The sequence below is a fragment of the Sinorhizobium sp. KGO-5 genome (assembly GCF_036245905.1).
Taxonomy (GTDB): Bacteria; Pseudomonadota; Alphaproteobacteria; order Rhizobiales; family Rhizobiaceae; genus Sinorhizobium; species Sinorhizobium meliloti_A.
This window is the reverse complement of record NZ_BDIZ01000006.1, coordinates 326,825-350,658: the sequence shown is the minus strand read 5'-3', so window position 1 is coordinate 350,658 and position 23,834 is coordinate 326,825. Positions and strand designations below refer to the sequence as shown.

25 protein-coding genes and 2 pseudogenes are annotated in these 23,834 nt (G+C 59.8%); 7 read left to right on the top strand and 20 right to left on the bottom strand.

The genetic code is table 11. The features are described from left to right. Positions 1 to 37 precede the first annotated feature (37 nt). From BHD07_RS24115 to BHD07_RS24060, 12 genes are all read right to left on the bottom strand, one after another. The gene (locus BHD07_RS24115; RefSeq protein WP_338283417.1) at positions 38 to 1,117 is read right to left on the bottom strand and encodes an ABC transporter ATP-binding protein; all 1,080 of its coding nucleotides are present in this window, start codon (positions 1,115 to 1,117) and stop codon (positions 38 to 40) included. After that, positions 1,114 to 1,914: an ABC transporter permease gene (locus tag BHD07_RS24110; RefSeq protein WP_102762286.1), complete on the bottom strand. Its 801-nt coding sequence runs from the start codon at positions 1,912 to 1,914 to the stop codon at positions 1,114 to 1,116. The genes BHD07_RS24115 and BHD07_RS24110 overlap by 4 nt, the downstream gene beginning before the upstream one ends. Before the next feature lies 1 nt (position 1,915). After that, complete coding sequence (locus BHD07_RS24105; protein ID WP_338283416.1) at positions 1,916 to 2,791, bottom strand: ABC transporter permease; 876 nt, start codon at positions 2,789 to 2,791, stop codon at positions 1,916 to 1,918. Between the two features lie 115 nt (positions 2,792 to 2,906). Continuing rightward, positions 2,907 to 3,917 carry a polyamine ABC transporter substrate-binding protein gene (locus BHD07_RS24100; protein WP_338283415.1) on the bottom strand — a complete coding sequence of 337 codons (1,011 nt, stop codon included), beginning with the start codon at positions 3,915 to 3,917 and terminating at the stop codon, positions 2,907 to 2,909. A gap of 26 nt (positions 3,918 to 3,943) precedes the next feature. Beyond that, a complete protein-coding gene (locus tag BHD07_RS24095) occupies positions 3,944 to 4,288 on the bottom strand; it encodes an NIPSNAP family protein (RefSeq protein WP_338283414.1) in 345 nt (114 codons plus the stop codon). A gap of 5 nt (positions 4,289 to 4,293) precedes the next feature. Continuing rightward, positions 4,294 to 5,757 carry an aldehyde dehydrogenase gene (locus tag BHD07_RS24090; protein WP_338283413.1) on the bottom strand — a complete coding sequence of 488 codons (1,464 nt, stop codon included), beginning with the start codon at positions 5,755 to 5,757 and terminating at the stop codon, positions 4,294 to 4,296. Between the two features lie 5 nt (positions 5,758 to 5,762). Then, positions 5,763 to 6,803 carry an LLM class flavin-dependent oxidoreductase gene (locus tag BHD07_RS24085; protein ID WP_338283411.1) on the bottom strand — a complete coding sequence of 347 codons (1,041 nt, stop codon included), beginning with the start codon at positions 6,801 to 6,803 and terminating at the stop codon, positions 5,763 to 5,765. Continuing rightward, on the bottom strand, positions 6,800 to 7,729 hold the full coding sequence (locus BHD07_RS24080) for a flavin reductase family protein (protein ID WP_102764163.1): 930 nt from the start codon (positions 7,727 to 7,729) through the stop codon (positions 6,800 to 6,802). The genes BHD07_RS24085 and BHD07_RS24080 overlap by 4 nt, the downstream gene beginning before the upstream one ends. Beyond that, positions 7,726 to 8,559 (bottom strand): alpha/beta fold hydrolase, encoded by an 834-nt coding sequence (locus tag BHD07_RS24075; protein ID WP_338283410.1) that lies wholly within the window; start codon positions 8,557 to 8,559, stop codon positions 7,726 to 7,728. The genes BHD07_RS24080 and BHD07_RS24075 overlap by 4 nt, the downstream gene beginning before the upstream one ends. 15 nt (positions 8,560 to 8,574) lie before the next feature. Beyond that, positions 8,575 to 9,177, bottom strand: coding sequence for an amino acid synthesis family protein (locus BHD07_RS24070; RefSeq protein WP_338283408.1), 603 nt, complete (start codon positions 9,175 to 9,177; stop codon positions 8,575 to 8,577). A 412-nt stretch (positions 9,178 to 9,589) separates the two neighbouring features. Beyond that, positions 9,590 to 10,285 (bottom strand): GntR family transcriptional regulator, encoded by a 696-nt coding sequence (locus BHD07_RS24065; RefSeq protein WP_338283407.1) that lies wholly within the window; start codon positions 10,283 to 10,285, stop codon positions 9,590 to 9,592. A 574-nt stretch (positions 10,286 to 10,859) separates the two neighbouring features. After that, positions 10,860 to 12,377, bottom strand: coding sequence for an FAD-dependent oxidoreductase (locus BHD07_RS24060; RefSeq protein ID WP_338283406.1), 1,518 nt, complete (start codon positions 12,375 to 12,377; stop codon positions 10,860 to 10,862). Between the two features lie 433 nt (positions 12,378 to 12,810). Between BHD07_RS24060 and tnpA the strand changes: the two genes are divergently transcribed. The 3 genes from tnpA to BHD07_RS24050 all read left to right on the top strand — a co-directional run bounded on the left by tnpA (position 12,811) and on the right by BHD07_RS24050 (position 13,880). After that, positions 12,811 to 13,197: an IS66-like element accessory protein TnpA gene (gene tnpA / locus BHD07_RS24055; RefSeq protein ID WP_338283404.1), complete on the top strand. Its 387-nt coding sequence runs from the start codon at positions 12,811 to 12,813 to the stop codon at positions 13,195 to 13,197. Beyond that, entirely contained in the window at positions 13,194 to 13,523 is a 330-nt protein-coding gene (gene tnpB / locus BHD07_RS31980) for an IS66 family insertion sequence element accessory protein TnpB (RefSeq protein ID WP_445190496.1), read from the top strand. The genes tnpA and tnpB overlap by 4 nt, the downstream gene beginning before the upstream one ends. Positions 13,524 to 13,592: 69 nt before the next feature. Continuing rightward, on the top strand, positions 13,593 to 13,880 hold the full coding sequence (locus tag BHD07_RS24050; RefSeq protein WP_338283403.1) for a hypothetical protein: 288 nt from the start codon (positions 13,593 to 13,595) through the stop codon (positions 13,878 to 13,880). Between the two features lie 227 nt (positions 13,881 to 14,107). On the opposite strand, the gene BHD07_RS24045 is transcribed toward BHD07_RS24050, so the two are convergent. The 3 genes and pseudogenes from BHD07_RS24045 to BHD07_RS24035 form a co-directional block, all read right to left on the bottom strand. Continuing rightward, positions 14,108 to 14,491, bottom strand: a complete 384-nt coding sequence (locus BHD07_RS24045) for a DUF4112 domain-containing protein (protein WP_338283402.1) — start codon at positions 14,489 to 14,491, stop codon at positions 14,108 to 14,110. Positions 14,492 to 14,528: 37 nt separating this feature from the next. Then, positions 14,529 to 14,714 (bottom strand): annotated as a pseudogene (locus BHD07_RS24040) (hypothetical protein); the annotation flags it as partial. A gap of 653 nt (positions 14,715 to 15,367) precedes the next feature. Further along, positions 15,368 to 15,640, bottom strand: coding sequence for a hypothetical protein (locus BHD07_RS24035; RefSeq protein WP_338283401.1), 273 nt, complete (start codon positions 15,638 to 15,640; stop codon positions 15,368 to 15,370). 105 nt (positions 15,641 to 15,745) lie between these two features. On the opposite strand from BHD07_RS24035, the gene BHD07_RS24030 reads away from it, so the two are divergent. Both BHD07_RS24030 and BHD07_RS24025 read left to right on the top strand, forming a co-directional pair. Then, positions 15,746 to 16,621 (top strand): LysR family transcriptional regulator, encoded by an 876-nt coding sequence (locus BHD07_RS24030; protein ID WP_338283400.1) that lies wholly within the window; start codon positions 15,746 to 15,748, stop codon positions 16,619 to 16,621. Positions 16,622 to 16,720: 99 nt separating this feature from the next. Then, positions 16,721 to 17,036, top strand: a pseudogene (locus BHD07_RS24025) (integrase); the annotation flags it as partial. A gap of 47 nt (positions 17,037 to 17,083) precedes the next feature. On the opposite strand, the gene BHD07_RS24020 reads toward BHD07_RS24025, so the two are convergent. From BHD07_RS24020 to BHD07_RS24010, 3 genes are all read right to left on the bottom strand, one after another. Next, complete coding sequence (locus tag BHD07_RS24020; RefSeq protein ID WP_338283399.1) at positions 17,084 to 17,518, bottom strand: type II toxin-antitoxin system VapC family toxin; 435 nt, start codon at positions 17,516 to 17,518, stop codon at positions 17,084 to 17,086. Continuing rightward, positions 17,515 to 17,748, bottom strand: a complete 234-nt coding sequence (locus BHD07_RS24015) for an AbrB/MazE/SpoVT family DNA-binding domain-containing protein (protein ID WP_338283397.1) — start codon at positions 17,746 to 17,748, stop codon at positions 17,515 to 17,517. The genes BHD07_RS24020 and BHD07_RS24015 overlap by 4 nt, the downstream gene beginning before the upstream one ends. Before the next feature lie 350 nt (positions 17,749 to 18,098). Further along, positions 18,099 to 19,277 carry a low temperature requirement protein A gene (locus tag BHD07_RS24010; RefSeq protein ID WP_338283395.1) on the bottom strand — a complete coding sequence of 393 codons (1,179 nt, stop codon included), beginning with the start codon at positions 19,275 to 19,277 and terminating at the stop codon, positions 18,099 to 18,101. A gap of 124 nt (positions 19,278 to 19,401) precedes the next feature. On the opposite strand from BHD07_RS24010, the gene BHD07_RS24005 reads away from it, so the two are divergent. Beyond that, the gene (locus BHD07_RS24005; protein WP_338283393.1) at positions 19,402 to 19,869 is read left to right on the top strand and encodes a MucR family transcriptional regulator; all 468 of its coding nucleotides are present in this window, start codon (positions 19,402 to 19,404) and stop codon (positions 19,867 to 19,869) included. A gap of 545 nt (positions 19,870 to 20,414) precedes the next feature. On the opposite strand, the gene BHD07_RS24000 is transcribed toward BHD07_RS24005, so the two are convergent. Then, positions 20,415 to 20,597: a hypothetical protein gene (locus tag BHD07_RS24000; protein ID WP_338283392.1), complete on the bottom strand. Its 183-nt coding sequence runs from the start codon at positions 20,595 to 20,597 to the stop codon at positions 20,415 to 20,417. A 475-nt stretch (positions 20,598 to 21,072) separates the two neighbouring features. Here BHD07_RS24000 and BHD07_RS23995 point away from each other — a divergent pair, with 475 nt between their 5' ends. Further along, complete coding sequence (locus BHD07_RS23995) at positions 21,073 to 22,269, top strand: sensor histidine kinase (RefSeq protein ID WP_338283391.1); 1,197 nt, start codon at positions 21,073 to 21,075, stop codon at positions 22,267 to 22,269. Positions 22,270 to 22,737: 468 nt separating this feature from the next. Here the strand turns inward: BHD07_RS23995 and BHD07_RS23990 are convergent, their stop codons facing one another. Beyond that, positions 22,738 to 23,649 (bottom strand): PhnA-like protein, encoded by a 912-nt coding sequence (locus tag BHD07_RS23990; protein WP_338283390.1) that lies wholly within the window; start codon positions 23,647 to 23,649, stop codon positions 22,738 to 22,740. Positions 23,650 to 23,834 lie beyond the last annotated feature (185 nt).

Sequence of the window (23,834 nt, the reverse complement as noted above, 5' to 3'; positions counted from 1 at the left end):
GTTGCGGGGCACGCCGCCCGCGGCACGGCGCCTACCTTCATTGACCGAAGACATGCGCCGAGCCGGCATCGAATCTCAGCCACACGGCATCGCCGCGATTGAGCCCGGAGATCGCCTCGTGGCCGAACGGCAGGCGGACCGACAGGTCGTTGCCCTTGCTGGTTTTCGTGGCGACGTGGACGTTGTTGCCGAGGAAGGTGATGTCGCTGACCGTGACTGGCAACCCAGCATCGGAGCGTGTCTTGGACAGGAGCAGTCGCTCCGGCCTTAGCATCAGCGCCGCCTTGCTGCCGGAGGATGCCGCCCCATGAAGGGGCACGTCGGAAACGGTCATGCTATCGCCGATCGCGATCTCAGCCCGGCCATTCGCCGCAGAGACGACATTGCAGGGCAGGAAATCGCTGTCGCCGATAAACTCGGCGACGAACCGGGTGGCGGGATTGGCATAGAGCTCCGGCCCGGTGCCGATCTGGTCGATCACGCCCTTCGAGAAAACGGCGATCCTATCGGAAAGGCGAAGCGCTTCCTCCTGGTCATGCGTGACATAGAGGATGGTCACTTCCGTCTGCTGGTGAATCCGGCGGATTTCGTGCTGGATTTCTTCGCGTAGCTTCTTGTCGAGTGCCGAGAGGGGCTCGTCCATCAACAACACAGGTGGGTCATATGCGAGTGCGCGCGCCAATGCGACCCGCTGCTGCTGCCCACCGGACATCTGCGCGGGCTTGCGGTCCTCGAAGCCTTCGAGCCGCACAAGCTTCAGCATCTGGCGCACCTTGGCATCAATTTCCGCCTTCGGCCGCCGGCGGACCGTCAACGGAAAGGCGATGTTCTCGCCGACGGAAAGATGAGGGAACAACGTATAGCGCTGGAATACCATACCGATGTTGCGCTTGTGCGATGGCGTCATGAGCAGCGTTTCGCCGTTGAGCAGGATGTCGCCGCGCGTCGGGTTCTCAAAGCCGGCGAGAATATAGAGCGTAGTGCTCTTGCCCGATCCCGAGGGGCCGAGAAATGTCAGGAACTCGCCCTGCGCGACATCAAGATTGACGTCTTGCACGGCGGTCACCGGCCCGTACTCTTTGCGAATACCCCGGATTTGCAGGAAAGGTTTGCTCATGATTTCAGTCCTTTGCGAACGAGAGCGACGAGCACCATCAAAAGCACGGTCAAGAGAATGAGAAGTGTGGAAGCCGCGGCAACGACCGGTGTCAGATCCTGCCGCAGCGTCGCCCAAATTTTCACGGGGAGCGTCTGGAGCGTCGGGCTCGACATGAAGATTGCGACGACCACTTCGTCCCAGGAGGTGAGAAAGGAGAAGATCGCTGCAGAGAAGATGCCGTGGCTGATCGCCGGCAGCGTCACGCGGAGCTTGGCTTCGAGCGGAGACGCGCCGCACAACACGGCGGCATCCTCGATCGATTTGTCGAAGCCTTCGAGCGCATTGGTGATCGACAGGATCGAGAAGGGAAGCGCCAGCACCAGATGCGAGATGACGAAGCCAGTTAGGGTCCCGTTGAGTCCGATCTGCAGGAAAAATGCGTAGAGCGCGACCGCAAGTACCACGACCGGCAAGATCATCGGCGTCAGGAACAGCGCCTTCAACGCTTCTCGGAGCGGGAAACGCCCGCGGGTTAGGCCGAACGAGGTCACGAGCCCTAGCAGAACCGAGAGGACAGTGACAATGATCGCGATCTGGAAGCTCGTCCAGGCGGACTCGAGCCAACGCGGATCGGCGAGAAGCTCCTGATACCATTTGAGCGTCCAGCCGGGTGGCGGAAAGATCAGCCATTGCGACGATCCGAAGGACAGCGCCGCGATGAACAGGATCGGCAGAAGCAGAAATGCCGTCGTCAGCAGCGTGATGCCGAGGAGAACGAGCTTCCACCAGCCGAGGCGATCGAAGTTCAAAAGCATCTCAGCGCCCTCCCATCCGATCGGTGCCGAAGAAGCGGAGCTGGACGGCGTAAAGCGCCAGTGTGACGACCAGCAGCACAAGGGCTGCGGCACCACCCATGCCCCAATTGACGAGAGACTGGACGAACTGCGCAATGAGTTCGGCGAGCATCATGTTCGCGGTACCGCCGAGCAGCGCCGGCGTGACGAAGTAGCCGAGCGACATGACGAAGACCATGAGCGCGCCCGCCGCCATGCCCGGCATCGCAAGCGGCAAGAGCACGCGGACGAGCGATTGCCAGCGGTTGGCGCCACAAAGTGCGGCCGCCTGCAGGATGGCCGGGTCGATCTTCCGAATGACGCCATAGAGCGGCAGGATGATGAAGGGCAGCATGATGTAGGTCATGCCGATCGTCACACCGGTCAGATTGTTGACGAGCGGCAGCGGCTTGTCGATGAGCCCCATCCCGATCAGCAGCTTGTTGATGACACCGGTGCGCTGCAGCAGCACCATCCAGGCATAGGTGCGTGCCAGCAGATTGGTCCACATGGACAGGAGCAGAATGGCGAATACCACCGAAGCAACGCGGGTGGGCAGGATGGCAAGCGCCCAGGCGACGGGAAAACCGATCAGCAACGAGACAAATGTGACCAGGCCGGATACGATGAAGGTGTTTACAAATATGCGCAAATAGGTCGAAGAGCCCAGCAGTTCGGCGTAGTTGCCGAGGCCCGGCATTGGTTCCGTGACGCTGCGCATCAGCAGGATGGCAACCGGCAGCACGAAGAACAGGATCAGCAGGCCGAGCGCCGGCAAAGTCAGATCAAAGTCGGTCGGCCGCCGGGCGCGTACGGGCGCAAACGGTCTCCCGCTCTCGGTTTCGGTCTGCGTAACCATCGTCGTCTTTCCTCCCATCAAGAGGGCAATGCGCCGTCAGGGGACAGCACGCAGCCCTCTGACCGCCGGAGCACCGGAAGAACGCCACAGCCGTCCTCCCAGTGGTTCCCGGTGGTTATTTCGCCTGCCACGCGTACCAGCGCTCACCAATCGCATCGCGGTTTTCTGCCCAGTAGTTCATGTCGGCGTTAACCTGGCTCGCCGTCTGCGCGTCCGGCAGCGTTTTGGCCACTTCCGGGTCCATCATCTTTGGGGAATCCAGATTGATGGGCGCGTAGCCGGTTAAACTGGCGAGTTCAGCTTGGGCCTCGGCCGATGTTGCAAGTGCAATGAACTTCATCGCCGCTTCCTTATTCTTCGCTCCCTTCGGCACGACGAGTGAATCGGCGGCCGTGATGTTCTGCTCCCAGGAGGTTTCGGTATTGATGCCACTTTGGGCTAGCGCGGTCATGCGACCGTTCCAGAGGCTGCCGAAGGGTGCCTCAGCAGAGGCAAGGAGCTGCTGCGACTGTGCGCCGCCGGACCACCAGATGATGTCCCCCTTGATAGTGTCGAGCTTTTTGAAGGCGCGGTCGAGATCGAGCGGATAGAGTTTGTCAGCCGGCACGCCGTCCGCGAGAAGCGCTGCTTCAATGACGCCAGGCGCCGACCACTTGTAGAAGGTGCGCTTGCCGGGGAACTTTTCCGTATCAAAAAGGTCCGCCCACGTCTTTGGGCAGGCATCGACCACGTCCTTGTTGCAGCCAATGACGAAAGAATAATAGAAACTGCCGACCGAGTAGTCGGTGACGAAACGCGGGTCGAGTTTCGATTTGTCGATAACTGAGAAGTCGAGCTTTTCGAGCAGACCTTTCTTGCCGGCCTGCGCGGCGTAGTCGCCCTCGACGTCGACTACGTCCCAGGTGACGGCATTCGCCTCGACCATGGCCTTGAGCTTGCCGTAGTCGGTCGGCCCGTCCTGCAGCACGTTGATGCCGGTCTTCTCCGCGAACTTGTCAGCCCAGGCAGCCTTCTGCGCGTCCTGTGTCGTGCCGCCCCAGCTTGAAAAAACGAGATCGGCGGCGGATGCCGGCGCGGATGTTGCCATGGCGGCGGCGACGATCGTTAAAGCGAATATCCTCTTCATGTTCCCTTGCTCCGTTGTTCCCGGTTTTACTTGATTGGTTGTTCTGGTGATGCGCCGCCGCCGGTGGGCGAAAAGCGCGTAGCCTTCATGATCTTGTTCTCCGCGACTTCGATGAGGTCGCGTATCTTAGGGAGGAATGCCCGCCAGTCGGGGTCGTCCATCAGTGCGGCCCTACGCCGCTCTCGGTCGTCAAGGCTCGCATAGGCCCAGATGTGAACGATCTCGTTGATCGGTCCGATCTCGGAGAAGAAATAGGCGACGAGTTCGCCAAGATGCTTCCTCTGGATGGCGATCCCCTCGTCCTCCACCACCTGCAGGTAGGCCGGGATGGCGCCGTTCTTCAGTCGATAGGTGCGGATCTCGTAGAACATCACCGTCACCGCATCACGAACGGGTCTGGGATCGGATCGTCCGACGTCCTGAGCCAGACGGTCTTCGTCCGCGTGTAGTCGAGCGCGGCTTCGAGGCCGCCCTCGCGCCCATGGCCGGAGAGCCCGAAACCGCCGAAGGGCGCGATCGGTGACACCGCCCGGTAGGTGTTGACCCAGACGATCCCAGCGCGGATCCCCTTCATCAACCGGTGCGCCCGCGTGAGATTCTGCGTAAAGATACCGGCCGCAAGCCCGTAGCGCGTATCGTTGGCGATACGCAGAGCTTCGGCCTCGGTTTCGAAGGACAGGACCGAGAGTACGGGACCGAAGAACTCGTTATCGAGGGACGGCGAGGCGCTACCGTCGCAATCGAGAATGGTCGGACGAAAATAGAAGCCAGCACCTTCAGGCACGGTGCCGCCCGTCACGAGCCCGGCGCCGGCGCTGAGCGAGCGGGCGACCAGTGCTTGTACATGGTCGCGCTGGCGCTCAGTCGCGAGCGGGCCGACCTCCGTCGCCATATCGAGAGGGCTTCCGATCCGGATCGCCTCCGCCTTTGCCTTGAGGATCCGCAGGAAGCGATCCTTGACGCTTCTTTCTACGATCAGCCGCGAGCCCGCGACGCAACTCTGTCCCGTCGCGGCAAAGATCCCGGCGACCTGCGCATTTGCAGCGCTTTCGAGGTCGGCGTCGGCGAAGACGATGAAGGGCGACTTGCCACCGAGCTCAAGCGAGGTCGAGGCGAGGTTCTCCGCCGAATTCCGCACCACATGGCGCGCGGTCTCCGGCCCACCGGTGAAGGCGATGTGGTCCACTTGAGGATGTCGGCTGAGCGCCGCGCCGCAGGAGGGGCCGAAGCCGGTGATGATGTTGACGACGCCGGCGGGAAAGCCCGCCTCATGCACCAGCCGGGCGAATTCAAGCAGCGGTGCCGGTCCATCCTCCGAAGCCTTCACCACCATGGTGCAGCCGGCCGCAAGCGCCGGACCGATCTTCACCGCCGAGAGGAAAAGCTGGCTATTCCAGGGCACCACCATGGCGACGACGCCGATCGGTTCGCGGCGGAGCCAGACATCCATATCCGGCTTGTCGATCGGCAGATAGGATCCTTCGATCTTGTCGGCGATGCCCGCGTAATAGCGATAATAATCCGCCACATAGGCGATCTGCGCCGAGGTCTCGCGAATGACCTTGCCCGTGTCGCGCGTCTCGAGTTCGGCGAGCTTGCCGGCGTGCTCGGCAACGAGATCGGCAAGCTTGTAAAGGAGCTTACCTCTCTGCGTGGCGGAAAGTTTGGGCCACGGCCCGTCATGAAGGGCCTTGCGTGCCGCCTCGACGGCGCGATCGACGTCCGCTTCGCGCGCCTCCGGCATCTCCGCCCAGGCATGACCGGTCGCAGGGTCGATGCTCTCGAACCGTGCTTCGCCGTCCGCGAATTCACCGTTGATGTAACACTGGAAGCGCTGCATGTGCCCTACTCCGCAAATGCCGGCATGACCTCGGCGATGAAGCGTTCAAGCGACGCCTTCTTGCGCTCGAAGGTCATGCCCGTGTCGATCCAGAAGGAATATTCGTCATAACCCATCGCCTCGTAGCTCTTGATGCGAGCGATGACCTCGTCGGCTGCACCAACGACGTTGTTGCGTCGCATCGCCTCGGCCGAGAGCATGGCGTTGGCGGCAATCTCCTCATCCGGAATCCGCTCGATGAGGCCTTGTGTGATCGGCCTCTCGTTCTTGAACCAGGCGAAGAAGTAATTGTAGTAGACGCTCATCTCATGCGCGGCCTGTGCGATGTCCACCTCGTCGGAGCCGACATAGGTGTGACGCAGCAGCATGATCTTCGGCCGCTCGACCTCAGGGCTTTTCGCGCAGGCGTCGTTGAACCGTCCCATCAGGCTCCGCACCTCGTCGTCGTCTTGCCAGAGCGGCGTCACCTGCACATTGCAGCCGTTCGCGACGGCAAATTCGTGCGAGTTCGGATCGCGCGCAGCAACCCATATCGGCGGATGGGGTTTCTGCAGCGGCTTCGGCGACGAGGTCGTGGCAGGAAACTTGAAGAACTCGCCATTGTGGCTGTAGTCACCCGCCCAAATCCCCTTCACCGCCGGAATGAGCTCGCGCATGCGCTGCCCGGCGCTCCAGGCATCGAGGCCCGGCAACAGCCGCTCGTATTCAAAGGAATAGGCGCCACGGGCAATCCCGATGTCGAGCCGGCCATCGCAGATCAGATCCGTCATCGCGGCTTCGCCCGCGAGCTTGATCGGATGCCAGAACGGGGCGATCACCGTGCCGGTTCCAAGCCGCGCGGTCCTGGTGCGGCGGGCAAGGTCGGCAATTGTCACGAAGGGATTGGGCGCAATGGTGAACTCCATTCCGTGATGTTCACCGGTCCAGATCGCGTGCATGCCGCCTTGGTCGGCGATCTCGCAAAGCGTGACGAATTCTTCGTACAGCGTCTTGTGGTCCTGGGAGGCATCCAGGCGCTCCATGTGAACGAAAAGCGAGAATTTCATGAGCGTGCGTCCTTCTTCGCGATCGGGTGAACCGTGCCGCCGGTCTCGTCGCCGAAGTACATACCGAAATTGCCGATGGAGCTTTCGAGCACGAAACGATTGATGATGTCGGCGGTCGCGGTGCTGCTGAATTTCGCCTGGGCGGCGTCCTCCGGCCTCAGGAACCGGCCTCTTTGCGGGGCACCGTCGCTGGCCAGTGCGTGATAGACGATGTGTTGCCGTCCATCGCTCTTGTCTTCATAGACTGAATAGAGAAAGCCGATGGTGACGTTCAGTCCGGTCAATTGCTCGAGATGCGCCGCCAGGGTCCGGGCGGGGTCATCGCCTTCGACGGTGCAACTCGGGATCGACAGCGTTTCATCGCCCACGAGATATACTGAGCCCTGCTGCTCGAGTACTGCGCCGAGACGAATTTCGCCCCCGACGGCCGCGGAAACGGCCTTGCCCGCCAGCCTAGGCGTGAAATAGCCGCCGCGGGCATAGCCGAGGCCATTTAGTCCGCTGTTCTCGAAGGCCGTTACGCGCCCGACCATTATCACATGATCGCCAGCCTCGATGAGGTCCTGCTTCGAACACTCAAACCAGGCCGCGACCTGGGAAAAGATCGGGCAACCATTCGGCCCTTTCCTCCAGTCGACGGACGCGAACCGATCCTCCACCGGCCGGGCGAAGGTGTTGGAGATGTCTTTTTGTGTTTCGGACAGGACGTTGACGGCGAAACGCTCCGCTCCGGTCATCGTCTCATAATTGCGCGAGGTCTTGGCAATACACACGAGCAGCAGGGGCGGATCCAACGAGACGGACGTAAAGGAATTGGCTGTAAAACCGATTGGCTGGCCCGCCGGATTGTTCGCTGTCACCACCGTCACTCCGGTCGCAAAGGCGCCAAAGGCGTCGCGCAAGGCTCTTGGATCTTCCACACTCATGCCGGCTCCTCCCGGTAATTCAGCCACTCCGCCATCAGCGCATTGACACTTTCCGGCGCGGTCAGATTGACCATATGTCTGTGACCATCGACGACGCGGGCCCATCCGTTCGGCGTCAGGGACGCCATCTGCTCAGCCATTTCCGGCGTCGAATTCGGGTCTCCCGAACCCGTGAGGAAAAGGGCGGGGCAAGTGACGGAAGGCCAGCAATCGGCATAGGCCTCGTCGCCGTTTGCAAAGGCGGTATAGGCGATCGCGTACCCTTCCGGATCGACCGCCTCTAACCACGTGCGGGTCAATTCCCGTGCTCGCTGGCTCTGCGGATCATCGCCGAACCATCGCAGCAACGGTCCCGCCGTGTCCACGCCGGTTGTTCGGATCGCCGCTGCGCGGGCCAGAACGGCCGCCTTTGCCGCGGGATCGCGGCGGTAAACGCCGTTGAGATAAGCGACTCGCGTGATGCGGTTGGCGAAGGTTGCCGCCGCGCCGCCGGAAATCAGCGCACCCATCGAGTGCCCCGCGAGATTCGCACGGTCGATACCGATATCGTCCAGAAAGCGGCCGAACCAGTCGACGAAGTCGCGCACCGTGCTGCGCGCCGCGATTTTCTCGCTCCCGCCATGCCCGGGCATGTCCACCGCGATGACGCGGTGGGTCTTGGCGAAGGCTTCGATCTGCGGCGCCCAGGCCTCGAGGCGCATGCCGACGCCGTGAATGAGGATCAACGGCTCGCCCTCACCGGCTTCGAGGTAGGCGGCTCCGCGCACAGTCGTCTTGCGCGGCAGCGCAGTGCCGCCCTCCCCGGACGTATTTGATGTGACCGTCTGCATCGAAGTGCCTGCCGTTTACACGCCGGCCGGATTGGCGACGTCCTGGCCGAGGTCCTTCAGATCCTGATAGCGGTCGCCGATCCGATGGTGCGGGCGTCCGCCAACCGATGCGCCAAGAGCCACGACGATTTCATCGGCGGCCGGCGCATCGGGCATCGCAGTCTGAATCGTCAGGTAGTGAGAACGGCGACCCTCATCGTTCTTGTCCATCAGTGGGATCATGACGGTGGCGTTGGCGGGGCCGCGCGTATTGCAGAAGGCGAGATACGACTTGGCGCCGACCGCTTGGCGATAGTGATTGCCGAAGCGCAGCGTATGGATGAGTGCCGAGGCATGCTCGATCTCACCGTCAAGCCCCACAACGGCGGCCTTGCCGTAGCCTTCGACCGCTTCGCCTGAGCCCACGGCGTCGATAATCATTCTGGTCAGGAGCTCCCCAAGCACAGGTGCTGCCGCATGGATCTCCGGCTTGAGGTCCTCCACGAAGCCCCGCCCCGCCCACGGATTTTTCACCACCGCCAGCGCCGAAAACAGCTTCAACGGCTGCGGGGTGGCCTTGCCTCCTTCGATCAAGGTCGTTTCGATTTGGAGCAGCGTTTTGCGGATCTGAACGGCCATTGGAAATCCTTCCCAACATATCTATTACGTCTTATGGTATACCATAGTATTGCAGTGTCAAGCGCCCCTGGAATCCGAACCAGAAGCGTCGGGAGCAACGGATGGGCATTGAAGAAAATCGCCTTGCGTCGGCGACTGGCGGGAGAGAAGCCAACCTCAAGTCGCGGCGCGGGTGCGCGAAGCCTGTCAGATGGACCCAGGGCGAACGCCAAACTGGTCGCCGGCGGCCGCTGCACAGACGTCCGATGTGTGTGGGGCGCTATTTCAGGAAAAGGAGGTGCCGCGGGCTCAGTTACAATGCCGTCGCCTTTGCAGAAGCGATCGGTGACCGACTCCCGGATAACCGGGCTGGGCCAGGTCGACAGCATCGCCTCAGGGAAGGCAGGGCCATTCTGCCTTCCACCGTGACTATTCACTCGCCCGTCTGCTGAGCGGCGATGAGCGTTTCGGCGATGGCAGCGGCGCGGGCGACATGGTCAAGGGCGGCTCTGCAGGCCGCTTCGCCGTCGCCCCTTCTGATCGCATCGACGATTTTTTCCATTTGCGCAGGTCCTTCGACGTCGCGATTCTTGGTCTTGATCGTCATGGAGCGCAGATGGTTGATCCGGACGGTCAGAAGATTCACGACGCCCCAGGCGACGTGCCGATCAACCCGGGTGAACAATGTTTGATAGAAAGCGGAAGTCTGGCTGAGAACGCCATGCATGTCCTTGGCGGCATAGCTCTCGCGGATGCCCTTCAACGACGCTTCGAGAGCCTCCGCGATGGCCGGGTCGCGTCGTTCCGCGCACAGCCGCGCAGCCATTCCTTCGAGGGCGCCACGGATTTCATAAATCTGCTTTGCCTCATCCAAGTCGAGGAGCGCGACGATCGGTCCCTTGTTCGGTAAGCTCGCTACGAGCCCCTCGGATTCGAGATGACGTAGCACCTCACGGACGACCGTGCGGCTCACGCCCAATTGACCGCAGAGATCACGCTCGACGAGACGTTCGCCAGGTTTGAAATAGCCGTCTACAATCGCATCCCGGACCTTTTCGAGTGCTAATTCCCTCAATGTCTTGGCCGGACGCTCTACTCGGATGTCGGTCTCCCGGAAATCAGCGTTCATCCTCTTACCTCAATATCGGTTCGTCTGCCGATGGTAGTGATATTACGGTGTACCATAATACTCGTATGCCTAAATTCTTCAATGGCGATCAACCGAGCGATATCTCCAGCAGCCTGCGCTCAAGATCTGGCGGGGCCACCCGGCTCCGAGATCGCTTCAACGACGGGACTGAGCGCGTGAGGACAACACGGGCAGCAAACATTCGCATTAGTTTGCGCCCGGTGATAAGGTTCCCGAGCCTGGCTCAGTGCGCAACATCAAGGAGAGCCATGACCTAACGCCGAGGCACGACCATTTAAAGCTCTGATCGCACCGCTTCTGTTGGGGTGGACGGCCCCGAACGGCATCGAATGTGCCAACGCCTGCCCTGCCCTATCGATTGAGAGGATGAGGGTTCCTACCACTCGCCACGGACATTAGCGGCGCTCGAACTGACTTGTGGGCGATAACCGGCGACTGTCGCGGACAGCAATTCAGAGATTAAATATCGAGGTTGTGAAATGGGCGACTTGGCGTCGCAAGATGAACTACTCACCTGTAGAATTTGCGGCCGAGACCTCAATGCTCGTAACTATCAGAGGTCAGCCAAAGGCGAGACGGCGGGCCCATTCAGGGCCGTGCCGTCGACCGCGAAATGCGAGCCGTGGCAAGGACAGTCCCAGCAACGTTCAAGGGAATTCCAATGCACGTGGCAGCCGATATGCGTGCAGGACGCGGATCGTTTGTATAACGTCCCGTCCTCGGCGCGGAAGGCGGCTACCTTGGTCAAGCCCTCGCGGACGATGGCACCCTGTCCTGGCTGGAGCTTATCGACGGAGTCGACCTCGCCAGGCGCAACATACTCTGCGAAATTCTTAACCGCCGTGGCGTTCTCCACGAGATAGTCCACAATCGCTCCCGTGGTTTTACGAGACGGCTCGTAAAGGTCCCGCCACGGACTGCTGCCTTTAAGGATCAGGTCCCGGATCAGTATCGAAGCGACAACTCCGTGCGTCATGCCTTCGCCGGAGTCGCCGGTGATCACAAACACACGTTCGTTCCCCGGATTGCGGCCAATGAAACCAGTGTAGTCGATGGCTTCCATTACTTGGCCGGACCAGCGATGGGTTTCAGCGCCGAGATTGGGCACCAGGCGCTTGATCCAGGCCGTCAAAGCGGCGAACCGCCGTTCAGCATCGTCAACCGCACCCGTTTTGTGGTCCTCGCCGCCTACCAGGAGAAAGTCGCTCGCGCCCTCACCGGGTTGCAGGCGGACATAGTGATACGGATCTTCCATGTCCCAGTAGAGCCCATCCGGAACGACTCCGCGGTCGATTTCGAACGACATCGCGTAGGTCCGATATGGCGCTTGTTTGGTGTGGATGGCGACACGGTCATTGATCGGCGAATTAGTTGCGACAACGGCCCATCTTCCGGTGACGCTGAGCCCAGAGCTCGTTGACACGCGGACGCCGTCTTCGGCTTCCTCGACCTTTTCGACAACTGTATCACAGTATAACCTGCCGCCACGCGCGCAAATGCTGGTAGCCAGCCCACGTAGATACTTAAGCGGATGGAACGTCGCCTGACGGCCATAGCGGAGGGCTGGCGCCGCTGAAAACTCAACAAACGGCAAACCAACGATTTTTTCTACCGCGACCCCGATTTGGAGTGCTGCGTCGAGCTCGCGCTCGAGACTGGCATCCTCCGCTCCGGATGATGGAAATAAAAAGCCGTCGACACGTCTGAAGTCGCAGGCTATGCCCTCGCTCTTTTGGATCGCTTCGATACGGTCAATTGCGGCTGACTGACTTTGATAAAACTGCCGGGCCAGCTCGCGCCCCCGCAGCTCGATCAGCTGGGAGAAATAGTCATCGCATATCGATGAAAGGTGAGCGGTTGTCCGCGCGGTCATCCCGCTGCCGATTTCGCCGCGATCGATAACAGCGACTTTCTGCCCACACATGGCGAACTCGTAGGCTACCGACAAACCGGCAATTCCGGCGCCGATGACGATGACGTCGGCCTGATCGTTTTCCATGAGTGGAACCGCGTCAGGCGCAGCTTTGACCGTCGCCCACAGCGAGACGGTTCTTTCGTCGCTTACGTTCATGATGGGCCTTTCGGAACGAGCATTGGCTAAATTTAAAACGAGCGCAAAAGTTCCGCGGAGACGCTGCCCAGCCGGCTTTCCTCTCGGGTTCCGTAATCATCGGCGAGGCGGGATCAAGGTGTCGCTTGGCCTTTAATTAGGGTCTTCCTCACTTCGTGTGGTGGCGATTTTGATCGAGCGGCAGCATGCGTGCCCTGAGCAGCTCCGGGCCAGCTCTGCCATACATCGCACGCTTGATTGTCTTCAGGCGGTTGATTTGGCCCTCCGCCTGGCCGTTGCTCCACGGCATTTCGATGGCGTTGTAGACGGCGTCAAGCTCGGGGTGCAGGAAAGGCCTCGCAGACCACGTTTTATCATCAGCTCGAAGCGCAGCACCTCTCTTCACCCACCACAGATGCAGCGCAAGCTGAATACCCCATTTAAGAGTAGTCCTATGACGAAGCATCAGATTGAGGTGATCACGTCGGTCGAGCGGCGTCGGCGCTGGTCTCGCGAGGAGAAGGAACGGCGCGTCGCCGCGACATTCATGCCGGAGGCGCGCGTTTCCGAGATCGCGCGAACGGCCGGTATCCATGTGAGCCAGCTTTTTCGCTGGCGCAAGGAACTCTGTCAGATATCCGCGCCGTCCGTCCCGCAGCTCATTCCGGTAGAGATCGTCGAGCCGCCGCCGTCGTCGCCAGCGGAGCCGCCGGTCTCCCAGCCGCGCAAAAGGGCAAGTATCGTCACGATCGAGCTTGGCCGAGGCCGTCGCCTGCGGGTCGAGAGTGACGTCGACCCCGAAGCGCTCGGCCGGGTTTCTGATGTGCTGGAGCGGCGATGATCCCGGTCCCGAGCGGTGTGGGGTCGGTCTGGTTGGCGACGGGCTATACGCCTGTCCTAATGGTACAGGAGACCTTGAAGCGCGATCCGATAAGCGGCCCTCTCTTCGTCTTCCGGGGCTGGAGCGGCGGCTTGATCATGGTGATTTGGCACGATGGCCAGGGTGCGAAGGCCCACCTTAAGCGAAGGCGTCAGCAACGCGTCGCGAATGGCGATCGCCGAATGGTTCCTCCGATAGGCCGCTCCACCCATTACGGGCTGTCTGTGACTGGCGTTCGCTTGGCAGCTACTCACCGGAACTATTGCTGGCGAGCTCGGGTTTTCTAGAGATCCCAACTTCCCTATCGCCACGGAAGGGCTGCAACTCCGCGGCGCCTAAACTGAAGGACGAGTCCTATGAGGTACAAACTGACCAGAGATTTCGTCGCCGCCCCATTGCTTGCAATCGCCGCCCTGTTCACAACGTCAGCACTCTCCAATGACCCCGGAACTGGCGCGCAGAATGAGCGTTGCCGCGTCGCTCCGGGTGCGGGCGCCAATCGGGGGACGCTCACAGAAAAACTTGATGATTGCGACGGAGTTCTGAAGCCTCCAACAGTCGGCGACACCGAAATGGTCGAGCCTGCTCCTGACGTCGGAAGAACGCCCGTGATCCGTCCAGACGAGTTGCCAGAACAACAGTAACGGTCCGAAGCCCAGTAGCTACGGCCAACATCATCTGCCGACTTGCTAATGGTTTCGCTCGCCTCCATGCGCTGAGCAGCTCCAGCTTTGGTCCGCATCGATCTGCATAGAACAAATAAGAAGGCTTTTGCTGCGTGGAGAAGCGCCACGCCTCCTACCAAGGCCTGCGCGAAGTTCAGGACAATGCCGCGGTGTTCGATATGACCGTTCCGGCCGGCGGCCGTTGATCATCGCGATCGATCAAGATCAGCGTGATCGAGTCCGAAGTGGTCGAGCACCAGTTGGAGATTGCGGCGGTTGGACTTGAAATAGACGTCGAAGACGTCGCCGACCACCGGGACGCTCCCCGCGACCGTGTCGAATCCTACATTGACCAGCATCTTGAGAAGCTTGTCGTTCGGCACGCCGAGACGGCGCGCCTCGTTGACGATGAAGAGGCTGATCGCCGCAGCGCCGAAATCGCCGATGCCGGGGATCAAACCGAGCACGGAGTCCGCGCCGAGCGAGACGCGGGTGCCGGGAATTCGGAGCGCCGTGTCCATAAGCCGGGCCAGGCCCCGTATACGCCGGAGGCGTGCGAGTTGCTCAATCGGTATCGTCTGCTTTTTCATACTTCTTATGTGGTCCCAACACGCCGGCGTTCAAATGTCATGCGGCCGACTTCTGCTTGCCGAGCCGCTTGATCGCCTGCTCAAGCGGACGCTGTCCATCGCAGTAATCCTCCCAAGCGGTCGTCTTTGCCAAAAACGCCGGGACCGTGCGGATGGATGAAGCGCTTCGGATCGAGGTCGGATTTGACCTGCGTCCAGTGCGCCGCATCGATACGGCTGCGCCCGCCGCTTTGGTGGGAAGGTCGATTTCTAACCCTCGCCTTCAAGGGAATCGAACCCGGGGAGCTCCACGACTGTGGAGCGGAGTTGAGTCGCGCTCCCCTGCGATATTGCACACAACGCTCGTGCGATTGAGATGCAAGATTGACGATCCTTCCGCGCATGGTCACTTTTCATAAAATTCCCACAGGGACTGATTTTCACCCCTGGCTACCGGAATTCATGAATGGGTCGCAGCGGAAGCCATATTTAGGCGCTGTAAGTGTTTTTCACGGCCGTGGGTTGCCGGAGGAAGCACTCGTCGCCCTTCAGTTCGTTGGTCTGGGTTACCTACTGTTTGCCGGTTATCGTTTTGCATACCTCTCTAACGATCCCGCTCGTCGCGGTCGCGCTCCCTCTCTTGGATTTGCTCCCGCTCCAGCTCCTCGAGACGAGGAATATGCCGGATCGTGAAGATCGACGTTTCCGGTGGGAGGAAAAGCTGTGCGTCCTTTCAAACGCGCCGAAGTAATCGAGTGGATCGCGGCCATTGCTTGCGCTCACCCTTCTGACAGCAGCGATAATTGCACTGTCCCAACGTCAGATGATCCGGGGAAATTTTTGCTGCTTGGATGCTTGTTCGCATCGATCGAGTAAGAGCGCGGCGGGAGGACGGCCTCACTTCAGTGCGCAGCGAGAGCCGATCGGGCTGGGCGCAGGCAAGCCCAAGGGCGCCGCGGACGGTTGCGCGCGGCACGTCTCATCGAGCGTGCCCTGCCCTTTGTGGTCACCGGCTTGCGAACGGCGCACCGCAGACCGCGCGATCCATTTCACGAGCCAGCCGAATCCTTCCCATTCGGCGCCGTCGAGTGGATCGGCGAACGCGTCGCAGCATTTTTTGCGCTGTTGGCTTACCAGCTCCCTATATAGGATCGTCCATTCAAGTAGCATCTCGTTTCTCCGGGCATCTGGCGTTGCCCGGAAGATGGTTCGAGAGGCCATGCAACTGTAGAGGCACGAACGAAAGCCATCTTTCATGGATGAAAGTCGAACCGGATGAAAGTCGAAAACTGGGAAGATCTTCGTCTCTTTTTGCACGTCGCCGAGCAAGGCGGGCTTGCGGGTGCCGCTGCGAAGACGGGGATCAGTGCGCCGACCATTGGGCGACGGATGCTGGCGCTGGAGCGTGCCACGGGACGAGCGCTGTTCGTCAGGGCGCGGACGGGGTACGAGCTCGCACCGGACGGGCAGATATTGCTGGACCGCGTGAGGGCGATGCAGGAGGCAGCGCAGGACATCGTCGATTGGCAAGAGACGGTGCATTCGATGCCGATCGTACGGCTTCTTTCGGACAACACGGTGTCGTGCTTCACGGCAACAAGCCTTCGGCACCTTTGGACACCGCACGATGCATTTCGCGTTTGTTTCAAGACAACTGAGGCCGCGATCGACCTGACACACCGCGACGTGGACATTGGGCTCGCCCCGGAGCGGCCGCAGTTGGGCAATGTCGCGGTCCGGCGTTCCGTCGCCGTCGCCTATGCGCCCTACTGCGCCCAAGGTTTTGACCACCGGCGCCATTGCAACTGGGTTTCGCTGGGTACGGACGTCGCCAACCAGCCGTGGAAACGGTGGGCATTCGAACAGCCGGGCCGGCACATCACGAACTGGGTAAACTCACCGCGGATGATGTTCGATCTAGTGAAGGCGGGAGCGGGCATCAGCGTGATGCCATGTTTCATCGGCGATAGCGATCCAGGCTTCGTCCGGGCGGGGCGGGTGATCGATGAGCTCGGGCATGACCTCTGGATGGTCCTGCATGACGACGAACGCGGCCGGGAAGCCGTGCGCACGGTCGCAGACCGGCTTTCGGAGCTGCTCGCAGCAAATGCCTCTCTTTTTTTGGGATCGAATGGGCGCGATCCCCTTTGAACCGAACCAGGATGGTAGCACGCAAGGGGGGTGAGCTCGTCTATGTCGGCGAAGTCGGTACGGCGTTTGCGCGACGGATGTCGAGGGCGTTACGCTAATGCCGACGATAACGAACACGTGCTTCTGATCGGCCCGTGACCGCCTTGAAACGGTGGCAGGCGGAAGCCGTATCAATGACGGGCCGATATTTCGGCGTACCGATCAATGAGGCAATATCGACCGGCGGGCGCTGACGCCGCAGTCGGTCAACCTGATCCTGAAAGCTCGTTGCAAACAGGCGGGGCTCGATCCCTCGCTGTTTTCGGCACATGGGTTGAGATCAGGATATCTGACCGAGGCGGCAAATCTCGGAATTCCCCTGCCCGAAGCGATGCAGCAGTCACTGCATAAGTCGGTGAGCCAGGCGGCGTGTTAATACAACACAGTGGAACGGAAGAACGGACGAGCGGCTCGGCTGATTGTCTAGGAACGGGCACACCGATTCAGAGACGCTATGGGGTGTGGCGTGGTCAGCGACAGCGTCGGAAAGTAGGTGCGATACCGTCCGATATCGCGGGTCAGAAGCGGAAGCTGGCTAACTGCAGCATGCGCGCCAATGAAAAAGTCGGGTAGGACGCCAGTCCTTGATCCTCCTGCCCGGCGATGTTGCGTGAACACCTTTCCTGCGAGGAAAAGCGCGGCTCGAGGAATTGGCGTCATCTCCAGTCCAGCCTCCTCAAGAAATACCTCAAGGCCCTCAACACGATCGTATCTGACCGACAGCTCCGCGTAGACCAAATCGTTGATCAGCGAGGACCCGTTTAGACTCGTCGCTTCGAGTTGAGCAATCGACCAATCTGCCCAATTGTCGTTGTTTGTGACGACGTCCAAGAGGACGTTGGTGTCGATGAACGTCATGCTTCGCCACGGGTGAGGGCCAAAATGGCGTCGGTATCGAGTCCTTTGCCGGCATGACCCCGCAACTTCGCAAAGCGGCTCGCTGCCTGCTTTTTGTCTGCACGCGTCAGTACGACGGTGCCGTCGGCAGCACGGCGAAAGTCAACCTTGCTTCCAGGAACGATGCCCAATAAATCGCGCACCCGTTTAGGAATGGTCACTTGCCCCTTAGCTGTAACTGTCGTTGTCATCTGCGTTCCTAGGTAATGCCAGATACACGGAAGGTATTACTTTGTGCAGGCGATTTCAGGGATAGCTGGGAATCCCACCTCGTCGGTTTTGGACAGGGGTCATGAGCTATGACCGGCGGAACGCCACTACATCGTAGCCGTACCTAGAAGCAGTGACTGCGTCGTCGTTTCTCCCCCCGGAGCCACAGCGGAATTGGCGAGCAACGGATATTGCAGATGAACGCTGAGTCATAACTCCCTCCACTCTCCCGCATCACTTGTCCTGAGCAGCGGCGTCGCCGTCGATGGGAGCCATAGATTACTTGCGAGATTACCGTCCCAGTTCTCAGCAGAAACGGAAGCCGTGGCAATCAGGCGGCGCTGCGCCGCAAGTGCTTCAGCGCGACATACTCCCAGACGGCTACCATGAGCAGTATCGCACCTGAAAGCGCCTGGATCGCGGAGTTGGCGATGAAAGGCACAAGCGTGAAACTGGCTGCCAGCAAGCCGATGCCACAGGCGTGCGAATAAGGCAGGACGCGCGAAGACACCCCTTTCATCCACATTGTCCCTGCAAGGAACAGGATCGGTCCGCCGAGCTGCGCCAGCGCGCTATTGTATGTTCCCGATTGGTAAGGATGCGCCAGGCTGAAGTCTTCTGCGACGGCGGTGAAGATGATGCCGCCTACGATCGGAAGGTGACCGTAGGTGAAAAGATACTGCGCGGTGGTTTGCGGTTTAGACGTATCCTCCGCCTTGTCAGCAGCGCGCTGCTGGCCGTCGTGAAAATAGATCCACCACATGAGAACGGTAGTCAGGAAGGAAAGACACAGCACCAGAGGCGTACCTTCAGTGTCCAGGTTTTCAAACGTGTGTTTGCCAATCGTCAGTATGGTCTCCCCGAGCGCGATAATGACAAAAAGCGCGCTGCGTTCAGCGAGATGTTCCCCGTCGATGTCGAGCGTTTCCCGCGGCGAAGCTCCGAGACGTGGTACCCAGTATCTGACCATCGGACCTACGTATTCCAGAGCAAGTGCCACGATCCACAGGACGACGCGCAGATTCGGTTCGGACAGACCTCCCGTGATCCAGAAGATGCTTGAAATAATAAGCCAGACGGTAATCCGGAAGAAGGTCATGAACGAGGCCAAGTCGCCTCTTCGGAACGCATAGAGGCTGAACAGCGAGCGGCTGACCTGCATGGCCGAATAGGCTACCGCAAAGACAAGTCCCATGCCCGCGAGGGCTTCCGGCAGCGCGATGGCCATTACCATGCCGCAGAACATCAGCGTAAAGAGCAGCAGGCGGACCGGTGAGATCCCGGTATCCAGAAGATCCATGACCCACGTCGTGTGGATCCATACCCACCAAAGCGCGAAGATGAAGAGTACTGCTTCGGCGGCGATGCCAAGACTGAATTCATCCGAAAGGCTCTCGGAAAGCTGTATCAGGGCAAAAACGAAAACGAGATCGAAAAAGAGCTCAGGAAAGCTCGCCTTCGTCTGATCTGTATTTTCTTTCCGGAGCCAGTGCGTTTTGTTTTCGGCCATGTAACCCTTCGAAACGATGAGAGCAGAGATATATAGCGCAGCGCTGGGTCAGGTGCCTTCGTTCCGACCGAAATATCTGCACGCTGGTGGCTCGATCTTTTGTAACAGGCTGCGGAGAAGATCATTGACAGAAGCGCACGCAAATGGACGAAGGCTTGAGCTCACCAGTCGCATCGTATCGGCTTATTTGAGCCGCAATATCATTGCCCCAGACGAACTCCCCCACCTTATCCAGCAAACCTACGTCTCACTGGGCGAGACGTCTGCGTCAGCGCAGAGCCCGTCAGGAGTTGAGGAGCAACGCCCCGCAGTTCCGATCAAGAAGTCCGTGACCGACGACTTCATCGTCTGCCTGGAGGATGGGAAAAAATTCAAATCTCTCAAGCGGCATCTAACGACTAAATACGGTTTGACGCCGGAGCAATATCGCGAAAAATGGAAGCTTCCATCCGACTACCCGATGACCGCCCGCAACTATGCTCTGCAGCGCTCGGAACTCGCACGGGCGATGGGGCTCGGAAAGAGACACGCATCAACGCCGGCTGATGCCCCTGCGCCTGTTCGCAAGAAGATAAGTTTGAAGTTCGGTTAACGCGGTGGAGGATGCGGGTCGCATGCCAGCGACAATAACGTTCCGCCTCGGCCGCTCGCGCGATGCTAGTGGTGGTGGCCAGCACATCAGGAAGACCGGTCCTGACCGTTCTGGGTTGCATCCTTGGATCCTCCTGTCGACCATGGTGTTGGGCACGCTTGGCACTGAACGTTTGCCGTTCGATGAAGCCTTTGCTTGGGCTATTTTCGCCGGACAAGCGCGCTCCGGTCGATTCGTCGCAGAGTAAACAAGAATACAAAAACCCCTAAATTGTTACTGGTGCAGATAATACCTTCGTATAAGATCGACCATGCCTTGACACACCCTCTAGCATTGCCAATGCTTGTAGTGGGCTTTGCGGCGGACCGTATTTCCGTGTCCTTGCTTCATACTGCAGAACGACAGTTCCAACGAAATTCCCTGACCGGAAACGGTCAGGGCTTCATCTATGCGTCTTGAGTTTGTTGATCTCAGTGACATCCGATTCGGAGACGTAGGTGGGCGAAACCTGTTGCAGCGCCTGACGAGCGCGCCCAACGGCTGCTTTAGATGCTCCGGTCCAATTCCGTCGTTGGAAAAGACCGTTCCTCATATATCAGCTTGTCGAGTGTGTTGTGACCGGCCTGCATGATGTCCATGTCGTAGATGTGACAGATAGCCGCCAATTCCTTCATCAGATCGCCTACTACGAGGTCGAGGCGCCGGAGGGTGCCTGTTTCCTCTTTCATAATGGCTGACTCGAGTTCCTCAAAAGACCCTCCCAGAGCCCGGTAAAGTTCCAGGGTCGACGAAAGAAGGTTTCGCCGGCGCTGGGAAGGATCAGTCACTGAATCCTCGCCGTCGCAGACCGTCATAAGTCTAATAGTTTTGTTCTGAAATTCGCTCATCAATACAAACGCGGATCTAAACCAATGTGCTCGGCACGCTATGCTTAAAGGTTGAACAGCGAATTAATCTCAACCACTTCCATCTTTTGGCGCCAGCGCATGTTGGCGCGCAAGCGCTTGCACCGTCTCGCAAGCTCCTGCACAATGCCACACGTGCCCAAGTGGCGTGACTGGGGCAGTTAAGCGAGCGCAGATGACCGTCACAAACAGGTGCGTCTTGAAGACTCGGCCCCATGTCTGCTGTTTTGCCTCCATCGTGTAAATAGGATACCGATGACGCTTGAGGGTCTGCGCGCACCGAGAGGGAAGCGAGAAGATGGAAGCGGTGAAGGTGCCCAAGCCCGACGTTTCGGCGGTCTACACGGTCGACCTGAGTGAGCGGCCAGTGCCACGCGGCGATGCCGCGCAGGAGAAGGCCGCACTACTTCAGCTCGCCGGACGCATGCACGATGCGCCTGGAGAAATGCTCCCAAAGTTCGTCGAACTCGCCATGGAACTGACAGGCGCGATTTCCGCCGGTGTCAGCCTGCTCGAACAGACAGAGTCGTTCCCGGTGTTCCGCTGGCATAATCTGAAGGGAATTCTGTCGCCGTTCAACGGGGCGACTACTCCCCGCGATTACTCGCCGTGTGGTATTACGCTCGACCGCAGCGCACCAACACTGGCGATCCATCCGGAACGCGTCTATAACTGGATACCAGCGGGCTTGTCGCTGCCAGAGGTTTTGCTCGTTCCCCTATATATAGGACGGACGGAGCCACTCGGGACCCTTTGGGTCGTCGCCAACAGGATCGGGTATTTCCACCGCGGTCACGGAGCCACGCTGCAGGAGCTTGCCGATTTCATCGGCGTAGCACTGAAGATGGCCCGATCCGAACGGGAACTCCAGCAGGCGCTTGAACAGCAGGAACTGCTCACCAGAGAGATGAGCCACCGGCTCAAAAACCTTTTCGCTATCGTAGACGGCATAATCCGCATCAGCGCCCGCAGCACGGACAGTAAGGATGACTTAGTCGCGCTGTTGTCTGGCAGGTTGCATGCGCTCGCCGCTGCCCATTCCTTGGTGAAGCCATCTTTTAGCGACGTCCAAGGGGCGGCCTCCAATCTTGCGGACCTAATAAGCATCGTCATCGCGCCTCACGAGCCTGCGGCAATCCCCGGCAAGAGCGGGTTCTCTCTTGCAGGCCCTACCATTCTATGCGGCGAGCAATCGGTCAACGGACTTGCGCTAGTCTTCCATGAACTGGCGACCAATGCGGCCAAATACGGGGCGCTGTGCGGCGACAATGGCAGGGTGGACATTGTTTGGCAGATCAACGGCGACGCCCTGAGCGTCACTTGGAGTGAAGAGGGGGGGAGAGAAATATCCTCCCCTCCTGCTTCCAAGGGCTTCGGCAGCACGTTGGTGGAGCAGACTGTGATCCGCCAATTCGGCGGTGCCCTCAACTATGACTGGCGTCCGACCGGTTTATCAGTGAACATCATCTTGCCATTGTCCCGTCTGGCACAGTAGCACCGTCCAGCTATCTTCGAAAATTAAGCTGACATCCGCGTATGTGAGCGCCCCACAGGTTCATCAAGAGATCTGTTACAGAGGACTTCATTATCTCCTGGAAGCGGGGGAATCCCAACCTCTGAAGCGGCACTTGCGGGCTATATTAGGCCGACCAATCAGGAGAAGTGGAGCTACCAGGGGGCTATCCTTTAACCGCTGCCAGTTAGGCACGGCAGAGACCAGAATGCCCTCCAAACAAGAGATGAGCATCGCTCCATCGCTCGTTTTCGAGTCGGCTGGGGCGATCACGAACCCGCGACGTTCTTCGGTCGGAAGTTCTTCCAGCCGACTACGCCAATTCTTGCGGAACATTGATAGCCGCCGACACCTGATGGTGAGCACTCGGCCCTCCCCGTTCCAGCGCGGGGAGCCAAACGCGTTTCCGACCGCCGATCTCCCGCAGCTGCGGGAGATCGGGGCCACTTACTAGCCGGCACGACGCGTGGCATCAGTCGTGACCAGAGTACGCGGCGTTCCAAACGCACCACCGAACCAAGCCGCGACCGCGCCAACAACGAGGGAGAAGAAGCCCAAGATGGCCCCGCTAGAAACTGCGGTGGCGGCCGCATCCGCGGCTTCGGTCGCCTGTTGTTTGGCCCGTTCGATCGAGGCCTTGTAACTCTCTTCGTATTGTTGAACCTGCGCGCGTGCCTGGTCCACCGGAATGTTCTGTGCCTTTGCAATGGCATCAGCAGCGCGATTTCGTGCTTCTTCCGCGGTCGCCTCGTCGCCGGTGACTGCTGCCTGCACAGCGGCGACTGCTGCGTCGCGGAGTGCTGCCGGATCGTTGCCTCCCGTCGCACTCCTGACCTGCCGCTCGATGTCGGCCATTGGATCCGCGGACGTGGCGATTGCCGGTGCGGCGGCAGAGGTGACTGTGGCGGCAGTCTTGCCGACGCCCCCGATGATGCTACTCAGACCGCTGAAGGCGCCACCCACCAACGCGCCGACGGAGGTCGTAAGGAGATAAAGAACGATCAATGTCGTGACGGCCCAACTCGTCAGCCCATGGTAACTTCCCGTCGTTTTGCTAGGGCGGCCGGAAACCCTGCTGGCGATATATCCGCCGACGAAGGCCGCAACTATGCCAGAGACGACGAACCAGAGACCGCCGGCGATCGAAAAAGTGCTTGGGTTCGGGTTGTCGTTCGTTGTCGGATCGATCACGGCGGCTCCGATGCCGACGCCCAAGAGGTTCAGCAGAAATTGGACCGCAAGCGCGAGCGCGACGCCCGCAAACACCGCTCCCCAAGAGATTTCGTTGATGACCGTATTTGCCGAGAGATCAGGAGCGTAAACGGTCTCGCGGGTTTGATGAACGGCGACAGGATCGCTCATGATGGTGCTCCTCCCTTTTATGCAGCTTGTCTAAACTAAGTACCTGCGAAAGAGTTCCTTGGCCGCGGTGGAGGGCAAGCTCACCTAGATCGATCCGGGAGCAGGCTGCTATGCCAAACACCGTCTATCGTCGGCCCTCTCCCTGATCCCCTCAAACGAGGGATGCCTCAACTTCCGCTCATCGG

Coding starts and splice junctions, on each gene's coding strand:
- BHD07_RS24065 (WP_338283407.1), bottom strand. CDS start 10,285: ATGAACGCTGATTTCCGGGAGACCGACATCCGAGTAGAGCGTCCGGCC.
- BHD07_RS23995 (WP_338283391.1), top strand. CDS start 21,073: ATGGAAGCGGTGAAGGTGCCCAAGCCCGACGTTTCGGCGGTCTACACG.
- BHD07_RS24090 (WP_338283413.1), bottom strand. CDS start 5,757: ATGCAGCGCTTCCAGTGTTACATCAACGGTGAATTCGCGGACGGCGAA.
- BHD07_RS23990 (WP_338283390.1), bottom strand. CDS start 23,649: ATGAGCGATCCTGTCGCCGTTCATCAAACCCGCGAGACCGTTTACGCT.
- BHD07_RS24095 (WP_338283414.1), bottom strand. CDS start 4,288: ATGTTCTACGAGATCCGCACCTATCGACTGAAGAACGGCGCCATCCCG.
- tnpA (WP_338283404.1), top strand. CDS start 12,811: ATGACGAAGCATCAGATTGAGGTGATCACGTCGGTCGAGCGGCGTCGG.
- BHD07_RS24070 (WP_338283408.1), bottom strand. CDS start 9,177: ATGGCCGTTCAGATCCGCAAAACGCTGCTCCAAATCGAAACGACCTTG.
- BHD07_RS24035 (WP_338283401.1), bottom strand. CDS start 15,640: ATGCTACTTGAATGGACGATCCTATATAGGGAGCTGGTAAGCCAACAG.
- BHD07_RS24045 (WP_338283402.1), bottom strand. CDS start 14,491: ATGAAAAAGCAGACGATACCGATTGAGCAACTCGCACGCCTCCGGCGT.
- BHD07_RS24020 (WP_338283399.1), bottom strand. CDS start 17,518: ATGACGTTCATCGACACCAACGTCCTCTTGGACGTCGTCACAAACAAC.
- tnpB (WP_445190496.1), top strand. CDS start 13,194: ATGATCCCGGTCCCGAGCGGTGTGGGGTCGGTCTGGTTGGCGACGGGC.
- BHD07_RS24015 (WP_338283397.1), bottom strand. CDS start 17,748: ATGACAACGACAGTTACAGCTAAGGGGCAAGTGACCATTCCTAAACGG.
- BHD07_RS24115 (WP_338283417.1), bottom strand. CDS start 1,117: ATGAGCAAACCTTTCCTGCAAATCCGGGGTATTCGCAAAGAGTACGGG.
- BHD07_RS24050 (WP_338283403.1), top strand. CDS start 13,593: ATGAGGTACAAACTGACCAGAGATTTCGTCGCCGCCCCATTGCTTGCA.
- BHD07_RS24000 (WP_338283392.1), bottom strand. CDS start 20,597: ATGAAAGAGGAAACAGGCACCCTCCGGCGCCTCGACCTCGTAGTAGGC.
- BHD07_RS24080 (WP_102764163.1), bottom strand. CDS start 7,729: ATGAGTGTGGAAGATCCAAGAGCCTTGCGCGACGCCTTTGGCGCCTTT.
- BHD07_RS24030 (WP_338283400.1), top strand. CDS start 15,746: ATGAAAGTCGAAAACTGGGAAGATCTTCGTCTCTTTTTGCACGTCGCC.
- BHD07_RS24060 (WP_338283406.1), bottom strand. CDS start 12,377: ATGAACGTAAGCGACGAAAGAACCGTCTCGCTGTGGGCGACGGTCAAA.
- BHD07_RS24085 (WP_338283411.1), bottom strand. CDS start 6,803: ATGAAATTCTCGCTTTTCGTTCACATGGAGCGCCTGGATGCCTCCCAG.
- BHD07_RS24075 (WP_338283410.1), bottom strand. CDS start 8,559: ATGCAGACGGTCACATCAAATACGTCCGGGGAGGGCGGCACTGCGCTG.
- BHD07_RS24110 (WP_102762286.1), bottom strand. CDS start 1,914: ATGCTTTTGAACTTCGATCGCCTCGGCTGGTGGAAGCTCGTTCTCCTC.
- BHD07_RS24105 (WP_338283416.1), bottom strand. CDS start 2,791: ATGGTTACGCAGACCGAAACCGAGAGCGGGAGACCGTTTGCGCCCGTA.
- BHD07_RS24100 (WP_338283415.1), bottom strand. CDS start 3,917: ATGAAGAGGATATTCGCTTTAACGATCGTCGCCGCCGCCATGGCAACA.
- BHD07_RS24010 (WP_338283395.1), bottom strand. CDS start 19,277: ATGGCCGAAAACAAAACGCACTGGCTCCGGAAAGAAAATACAGATCAG.